This is a genomic window from Coleofasciculus sp. (assembly GCF_046539235.1).
GTDB lineage: Bacteria > Cyanobacteriota > Cyanobacteriia > Cyanobacteriales > Coleofasciculaceae > Coleofasciculus.
Map to the genome: position 1 here is coordinate 1 of NZ_JBKHHI010000302.1, position 8,266 is coordinate 8,266.

4 protein-coding genes and 1 pseudogene are annotated in these 8,266 nt (G+C 46.7%); 2 read left to right on the top strand and 3 right to left on the bottom strand.

Going from position 1 to position 8,266, the window contains the following annotated elements; translation table 11 throughout:
* Positions 1 to 144: 144 nt before the first annotated feature.
* Positions 145 to 4,395, bottom strand: coding sequence for a PA14 domain-containing protein (locus tag ACLFWI_RS21980; RefSeq protein WP_446414687.1), 4,251 nt, complete (start codon positions 4,393 to 4,395; stop codon positions 145 to 147).
* Positions 4,396 to 4,952: 557 nt separating this feature from the next.
* Here ACLFWI_RS21980 and ACLFWI_RS21985 point away from each other — a divergent pair.
* Both ACLFWI_RS21985 and ACLFWI_RS21990 read left to right on the top strand, forming a co-directional pair.
* On the top strand, positions 4,953 to 5,078 hold the full coding sequence (locus ACLFWI_RS21985) for a hypothetical protein (protein WP_446414688.1): 126 nt from the start codon (positions 4,953 to 4,955) through the stop codon (positions 5,076 to 5,078).
* 23 nt (positions 5,079 to 5,101) lie between these two features.
* Positions 5,102 to 6,910 carry a serine/threonine protein kinase gene (locus ACLFWI_RS21990; protein ID WP_446414689.1) on the top strand — a complete coding sequence of 603 codons (1,809 nt, stop codon included), beginning with the start codon at positions 5,102 to 5,104 and terminating at the stop codon, positions 6,908 to 6,910.
* Positions 6,911 to 6,920: 10 nt separating this feature from the next.
* Here ACLFWI_RS21990 and ACLFWI_RS21995 read toward each other — a convergent pair whose 3' ends face one another.
* Together ACLFWI_RS21995 and ACLFWI_RS22000 are read right to left on the bottom strand one after the other, a co-directional pair.
* Positions 6,921 to 7,565 carry a Uma2 family endonuclease gene (locus ACLFWI_RS21995; RefSeq protein ID WP_446414690.1) on the bottom strand — a complete coding sequence of 215 codons (645 nt, stop codon included), beginning with the start codon at positions 7,563 to 7,565 and terminating at the stop codon, positions 6,921 to 6,923.
* Between the two features lie 304 nt (positions 7,566 to 7,869).
* A pseudogene (locus ACLFWI_RS22000) lies at positions 7,870 to 8,266 on the bottom strand (RRXRR domain-containing protein); the annotation flags it as partial.

An 8,266-nucleotide genomic window follows, 5' to 3' on the forward strand; every position in this document is an offset into this window, starting at 1 on the left:
CCCTATTCTAGCAGTAGACATATCGATTAGGACAAACAAACTGTTGTAGAGACGTTGCATGCAACGTCTCTACCATAAGATGCGTCCTAACCGCTATGGCGATTACTATATCACCCTCATCGTCTAAACTTAACCAATCTGATATTACACAAGCGTTGGAACCGTCAGCAGTTCAGCTTGAGGCATTTCAATCAGAGATTCAACAGTCTCATTCGTGAAAGGATCTCCGATACCGATGCTGTTCGTCAGATTAATCGGCGTCACTTCACTAGCAGTAACCGAGTCTGATACTTCTTGGTAACTAGCTAAAGTCAGTTCTACAGTTGCAGGATCAAAATTTTTCTGACTGCCATTTTCTTCAGTTAGAAGCAGATGCGAATGTCCACCATTGTCGAAAGCTTCAACACCTGTATCGCCTAAAAGTTCGTCACCTCCCGACGCAACCGTTGTCAAAGAATTAGCAGTATTTTGCATCATTTCATTGGTCGAAAAATCACTGGAATTAGCCGCATAAAGCTGACGTTGAGGGATAATCTCCTCCGATTGACTCTCACTAGACCAAGCCAGTTTTGCTACCGATTTTCCTCGGTTTTCATAGTAATCCATGCGAATTTCGTACTGTTGTCCCGCCTCTAGGTCAATCGTGCCACGATTATCTTTAACCGCATGGTCTGTCCAATTATCAACCAGTAGCTGGTCATTTACCCACAATCGCACCCCATCATCAGAAGAGGTTTTGAACTGATAGGTTTCGGAATAAAGCGGTTCCACAAACCCTGTCCAGCGTACCGAGTAGGTATCGGAATCTATCGCCGCATCGGGTGAACCTGAACCCCACTTAAAGTCCACGGTTTCATCAGTGCGAGTTAGGGCTAAGTCGGTAAAATCGCGGTTATTGTAGTATTCGGCAGTTAAACCTGTACCGTTACCACTAACATCTGGACTCGCAGCAGCAACAGTAGGAGAAGAACGCTGAGATTCCCCAATAATCTCCTTACTGTTACTACTAACATCTAGAATCGCCGTATCAACAGCAGGGGAATAAAGCTGAGATTCCGGAATAATCTCCTTACCTTGACTCTCACTTGACCACAACAATTGTGCTACCGATTTGCCAAAGTTTTCGTAGTAGTCCATGCGGATGTCATACTGTTGACCAGCTTGCAGGTCAATTGTACCGCTATTTTCTGTAGCGGCGTGATTTGTCCAATTGTCAATCAGTAGTTGGTCATCTACCCATAGGCGTACACCATCATCAGAATTTGTGAAAAATTCGTAGGTTTCTGAGTGGAGGGGGGCGACTGAACCTGTCCAGCGTACCGAGTAGGTATCGGAATCTATCGCCGCATCGGGTGAACCTGAACCCCACTTAAAGTCCACGGTTTCATCAGTGCGAGTTAGGGCTAAGTCGGTAAAATCGCGGTTATTATAGTATTCGGCTTTTAACCCTGTACCGTTACCATTGCTGGGAGGAGGGTTAATCACCGGACTATCCAGAACCACATTGTCAACGGCAATGAAATCACTATCGGAAGTCTTCTTGTCAGCATTAACGCTGAAGACAACAAACTGATAGCCATCGCCAAAGTCTACATCCCACTCAACGTTCGTCCAGTCAAAGGTAGAACCGCCGACTGTTTCTTCGAGTAACAGGGTTCGGTTCATCGGAATCGCTCCCACTTGAGTCGGTCCATCAGAACCAATCCCCCCGTCAAATTCTCCCTCAACTCCCCAGAGGCGCACGGTAATCTCGTTGGCTCGGTCATCTCCTTCTGTATTCTTGATATCCAAGCTTAAGGTTTGCTGACCCCGACGCAGGTTGTTGTCCAGAAAAATTTGTCCTAATCCGGTTCCCCGCGAGTCTGCATCGAAAACCGCTGCACCCCCATCACCAATGTTGGAATTACGCGACCAACCCGTTCCTTGCCAACCTTGACCATTTCGTTTATGGTCAATACCCCAGTTTGGTCCCCCAAATTCACCCGAATCGCTGAAGTCGCTATCGAGAATTAGGTTGGTATAGGCGGTTGGGTTTACCTGAATCTGTTGAGTTAAAGTAGTGGTTGCGCCTTGGCTATCCCAAACCGTCAGGCTGACATTGTGAGAACCCGTTGGGTCAAATTGGTGATTGACTTGGCGACCAAATTCATCTATAGTCCCATCATTATCAAAATCCCAACCGTAACTTGCGATCGCCTCATTGGTCTGGTCTAATGTATCCGGTGGGTCACTGTCGAAGGACGCACTGGCATCAAACAAGACCACCCCTTGATTGCCAACCGATTCATAGTTGAAGTCAGCTATCGGCGCGATGTTCGTCGGCGACACGTCAAAGGTGGTGTTAACAACCTCGAAGTAATCGGGGAATGTCTCCGAATCACCAAAACTTTTCTGTTTGGATAGATTGTGCGTATTATTTGCCAAATGGCTGTCTTCAATGCGTGACCCCAGAAACGGCACACCCCCGTCATTCGGACCTTCCCAAGGAAGCTTCACCCCATGTTCAAACCCCTCAACCCGGATATCTTTGAACAGAAGGTCTTGAGAAAGCGGATTCAGACCAATCCCATACCCACGACCATCCCCATTTATACCTCTTTTGAAGGGAACTGGGTTATCAGTGTCACCCACAATTAACCCATCGACAAAATCAATCTGCGTGCTGTACTGAGTGAAGATACCCTCGCCATAGATATTCCAGAGTTTGAAATTATCTACTAATGAGCGAACATCATGGGCTTCTTTGAGACTTGGACCCTGGAAACCTAACTGACCATCATTATTCCGCTGATGGTTCCAGAAGATTATCCCCATATCCGAGTTATAACTCTCGAAACCGGATAGGCGACGCAGGGGTACGTTAGTGACATCGAGAGTGTCTGGGTCATTATCAAAGGACGCCTGAGACAGGATGGGTTGCAGTTCTGGTGACATATTCTTAACCGCAATCGTGTCAGCCTCTCTAACCTTAGAGATTCCATCTACGCCATTAAAGATATTAATCCCACCGCCTGCAGCGCTAATGGCAATATTATCCACCATTTCGACTTGAGCAGCCCCTTGCACCCAGTACCCCTCGCCGTTAAAGCCCATATCAAACAGGGGAACGCGGTCTGAACCGTCAAAGTCGGCTTGGGGATTGTCATCGCCTGTGGTTTTGATGGTAATGTTATTGCGCCACGCACCCAGTTCATTTCCGGCTTCTGCGGCAATTCCAGACCCGACCACATCGAACACCACATTATCTTCCAAGACGGCGTGGCTGTCATGATGTACAATTCCCCATCCCGGACTGCCAACAATGGCGTTACCTTTGACTAAAGAGGGTGTGCTATTGATATCCTCAGCCCCAGTGCGATGCAGATGCAATGCATATCGCCCACGAGGATTGGTTCCGGAACCCGGTGAACCATCGACATTTTCTCCTGGGTCATCAGCCAATCTGTTTTTATCCGTCCGTCCCAGGTTGTAAAATCCGGCGTTTTGTACCTCAACATCCGGGTTGTGCATGAACATCACATGACCCCGTTGCTGAGTGGGTAAGGTTTCAGCGTTTTCGGTTTCAAAGATAACGTTGCGACTGGTGTTGGCGATGTAAAGGTTTAAGTCCTCGCCCTCAAATCCTTCGGGGCGCTGGTGGTCAAATCGGAGTACGGTATTATCACCAGAAGTAATATCGTTGTTGGTAAATTTGATCCGGTTGCCGTTAATTTCGGTGATGGTTAGCACCTCATCTTGGAACCGACTGTTATCGTCATCAGAACCGTCGGGATTGTAGGATGTTCCACCTAAGACTAATTGATCCCCAACTTGCCAGCCCGCCGGTGTATTCATACCATCGGGCAGATTCAACATCAGTTCATTGTCACCGGCTGAGACATCTTCTTGAAGCGATATAAAATCGAGTTTCTCTGCACCATGAATTCTCACTTGACCGTGAGTAACAACGCCGCGACTAATCAGGGTAGAGTCCCAATTGCTATCAATTTGTCCGTTGTCGGCAATGACAATTCGGGCAGTTTTGTTGGCTTGAATCGGATTGGCTTCACTACCAATCGTTAAGGTACTGGTGTGTGATGTGATGAATGTGTCTACGACGATTTTGGTGTTGCGGTTGTGGGCGAATTCCAATGTTCCATCCACACGCACGGTTTTCAGAGGAGTGTCACTCTCGGCGTCGTAGGTGACATGAACACCTTCAGAAATGACGACTTTAGCATCAGTTCCAGGAACTTGACCTTGCTCCCATGTATTTGGATCAAACCATGACCCATCGTTTACAGCGACATGAGTTGCCGCTGAATCAGGGACTAAATCCAATAATTCTTGATGTTCGGCTTGCTTTACTGGATTGTCTTGATGAGGTAGATTGTGATTATGTTGCATGCTCATCATTGATGTATTGTCAATCCCAGCGAGGTTGGTGTCTAGTGGCATAACTTTGAATTAATCGGTGTAGTCAGTTGGTTTCCAGAAAGCAGTCATCGTTTGATGGCTATTCGCGATCGCTGACCACCAGGATCGGCATACACACTGAAATCGACTATGACTCATCTAAACTTCACAATCGATTTGCCTATTTAAATTAATAACATGACTTTTTATTGATTTCATCAAAATAAAAAAATTCACATAAATTCTTTATATTACAACTAAACAATAATTTGTGAAAGCTTTACATAAATTGGATTAAAGTTGGTTTTAGTTAGTTAAGAATTAAAATTCAGCCAACAGGCAATCTGGGACTGTTCTCGTCAAAAAAATGTTCCCTAAACAGGTGTGATATCCTTCTTAAGACAGAAATACTGGGTTCCGGTGAGATGGGTATCCTACTGTTAGTTAACCCACTCTACGGGACAAGGGAGACGCCTACTCGACCAAGGGAGATGGGTTAATGTATGCTAACGGACTCAAGGGCTTGCGGGAATGGAAACTGCCAGTAGAGACGCGCCATGGCGCGTCTCTACTACCGGGGATTGAGGCAACTCAATCTAGGCAAGTGGCGAAACCCTCTGACCGTAGCCGAAGGGGAAAAACCAGGAAAGCTAAGTCGTGAGGCTTGGAAGCCTACACTATAATGCCAAGTATTTAGTGTAGGAGGATGTCACTGTGTAGAATCGAGAGGCATCGTCTATCGCTGGTGATCGTGCATCAGTCATTTATCGAGTCGGTCTATTGTATTAATCCCAACTGCCCCCGTCCTTATCCTCAATCTGGGGACTTTAAGTTTTGTAGCAGTTGTGGATCGCCGCTGCGGCTAAATAATCGCTACGTTCCTCTCCATCGGTTGGGTCTAGGGGGTTTTGCGGCAATTTACACCGTTTGGGATCAGCAGCATCAGACCGAAAAAGTATTGAAACTTTTGGTGGAAACGTCACCCAAGGCGTTGCAGCTATTTGAACAAGAGGCAGCTGTATTACAACGTCTGAACCATCCGGGTATGCCTAAGGTGGAGTCCGATGGCTATTTTACCGTAAGTCTGAGATCATGCCAACATCGGGTACTCCCTTGTCTGGTCATGGAAAAAATAGAGGGTCAGACGCTGGAGGCGATCTTAAACCATTATCCTCAGGGATGTCCGGAAATGTTGATTATGAATTGGCTGTACCAAGCGGCTGATATTCTCCAGGAGTTACATGATTTGGGAATTATTCACCGGGATATTAAACCCTCGAACTTAATGGTGCGCGAGGAAACCGGTCAACTGGTGGCGATTGATTTTGGCGGCGCGAAACAAATTGGCGCGATCCCTGTGGGGACAGAGAATCGTTCCACCCGCTTAATTTCTCCGGGTTATAGTCCCCCTGAACAGATTGCGGGGGATGTGGTCGGACCAAGGGCTGATTTTTATGCCTTAGGGCGTACTATGATTCAATTACTCACGGGTCAAGATTTAGCAGAGTTACAAGATCCGGCGACGGGTGAATTTCACTGGCGCGATCGCACTAAAGTCCGTCGGGGTTTAGCTAACTTACTCGATAGTATGATTCGCCTTGATCCCCACCATCGACCCACTAAAGCCGCCGAGATTCAACGGCGTTTGGTTGTCAGTTGCCATTTTAAAGGAAAATCGTCTTCCTCATTATCTCAGAGGCTGGCTAAAGCCGCAGGAACAGCACAGGAGATTTCTAGTCGAGTTCTGATTACCTGCGCTGAAATTATTGTTAGTTTAGTGCGCTGGGTGTGGCGAGTCTTTATCAGCATAGTTCTGGCTTGTTTAGATACCACCTGGGAAATGGTTATGGCGGGAATGGGTGCAGCCTTTGGCGCTTCCGCTGGGTTTGCTTTGATTAACCGGACAATTGTTGGCGATCGCTTTGCGGATTGGATGAGTGGACAATGGACTCTCATCGTTCCCGAAATTCAGATTATCCCCTGGCGGGAACTCCTGATGTTTGCTTGTGCGGGTTTAGGAACAGCGTGGGGATTAACGGAGGCGGGAGGATTCGGTCAACAGAAACGGCGGATTATTGCTGGGATAACCGGGATTTTTGGGTATGGTGTGGGTTGGTTTATTTGGCAGGTGTCGATTTTACCCAAGGAACGATTGGTAGGATTATGGGATCTTTGGCAGGTATCGTTATCTTATGCGATCGCGGATCGGTTACTGGGTTTAGTCACAGCTATTGCAGTTATTCCCTTGGTGTTAGGATTAGGTTTACCCAGTCATTACCTGGTTCATGCCGCCGTAGCCGCAGCGGGTACGGGTGTGATATTTTCCGGCTTAGTTCGGTTCAATATCTTACCGTTGGAGGTATTAGTTCATATCTTTTCATTCTCTGATGGCGGTTGGTTAGATTTTATCAATACCATTAGTTTCTTTAGTTTACTCGGTATTACCATAGGATTTTGGTTAGGCGTTAGTTATTATCTGCTGGTTCCTGTGTTGCGCTGGTTGGGGTGGCGGTGAAAAGTAAAAGCTAGCTTTCAGCCTCAGCCATGCTGTCTTTCACCCATCGACGAAATTGTTTGACTAATTTGGTTTCTCCAATCGTGTTTCTTAAGGCTAAGAATCTAACCAGATCCTCAGCATTTAGCAAAGGTAAGGCGATACTTCTGTCTTGAGATAGGTATTCGCCGTTTTGCCAACTCAGGATGGTTAGTGTTTGTCCGTCGTAACGCCAGACTTCTGGTACTCCCAGGATTGCATAAATCGACAGGCGATTGATTGAGCTACTGGTAATATCAATTTCTAGGGCTAAATCAGGAGGTGGAAATTGATTTAAGTCAATTTGAGCGACTCCTCGAACCAGCGCTTCATTCTGGATGTAGTAGCACTGATCGGGTTCTAATCCTCTGGCTAAATCTGCGCGATCGCAAGTACGTGAACCCAGGCTGCGAATTTCAATATTAAGTTCTTCAGTCGCTGCTTCAACCAACCGTCCTAGAAGTTTTTTGTAAGTTTCATGAGGATCTAAGGGCATTCTGATTTCTAACATCCCGCGATCATAGGTCAGACGGATAGCTGGTTCTTGTTCAAAATCCCTAATTAACAACTGATACGTTTGCCAGCTAATATTAGGTAAAACAACGCGATCTGGACTTTGAATCAGGGTGGCAGTCATCAAGAGTGTTCCTCGCTTTCATCAAGTTTAGCCAACTGGATGGAACATAAAATTGGTAAGCTGTAATGCATTTAAATTGGGAATGGGTAGCGAGCAAGATGCAAAGCCTGCGGCATGGCTTCGCTAAAGCCTGCGGCATGGCTTCGCTAAACGCACACCAAGGATTTCGCCATTATTGACATTAAGGTTTAAATGCCGAATAGTTTATCTCCCGTTCAACGTGTTCGCGGGAGTCCCCACCTTCAACGATAGTAGGGTGGGGAGGGATAGCGGGATGCCGGAAGAATGGAGGCGTCCAACTTTTTCACGCTACGCATAAGCCATTATTTCTCCTGATTAACTCAACTTTACTAGGAGCAAATTGCCCGATACGCTTCCAGGTGTAGTCGCAAACGGAAACCTTTTTGCTCCTCTCGGTATCGGTGAATCCGCTGACGTAGCCAATGTAGACAATCCCTGCTTTTTCTGCTCTTACCAAATCACCAATCCTCACTCCAAAGGGGGTAATCGTTCCGCCTTTGCGCTTCCTGACTCCCGATTTATCCGGTACTTCAAAGTGCAATTGACGGCGGAAAAATCCATACTCTTTTCCCCGCTTCACCGCACCGGGGCGGGTGATGATTTTAAACGGGGAGGAGGTCACGTTAACGCTACCCTTGTGGGTATAACCGTGGGAGTTAGAGCCAGTAAATGGAACATAC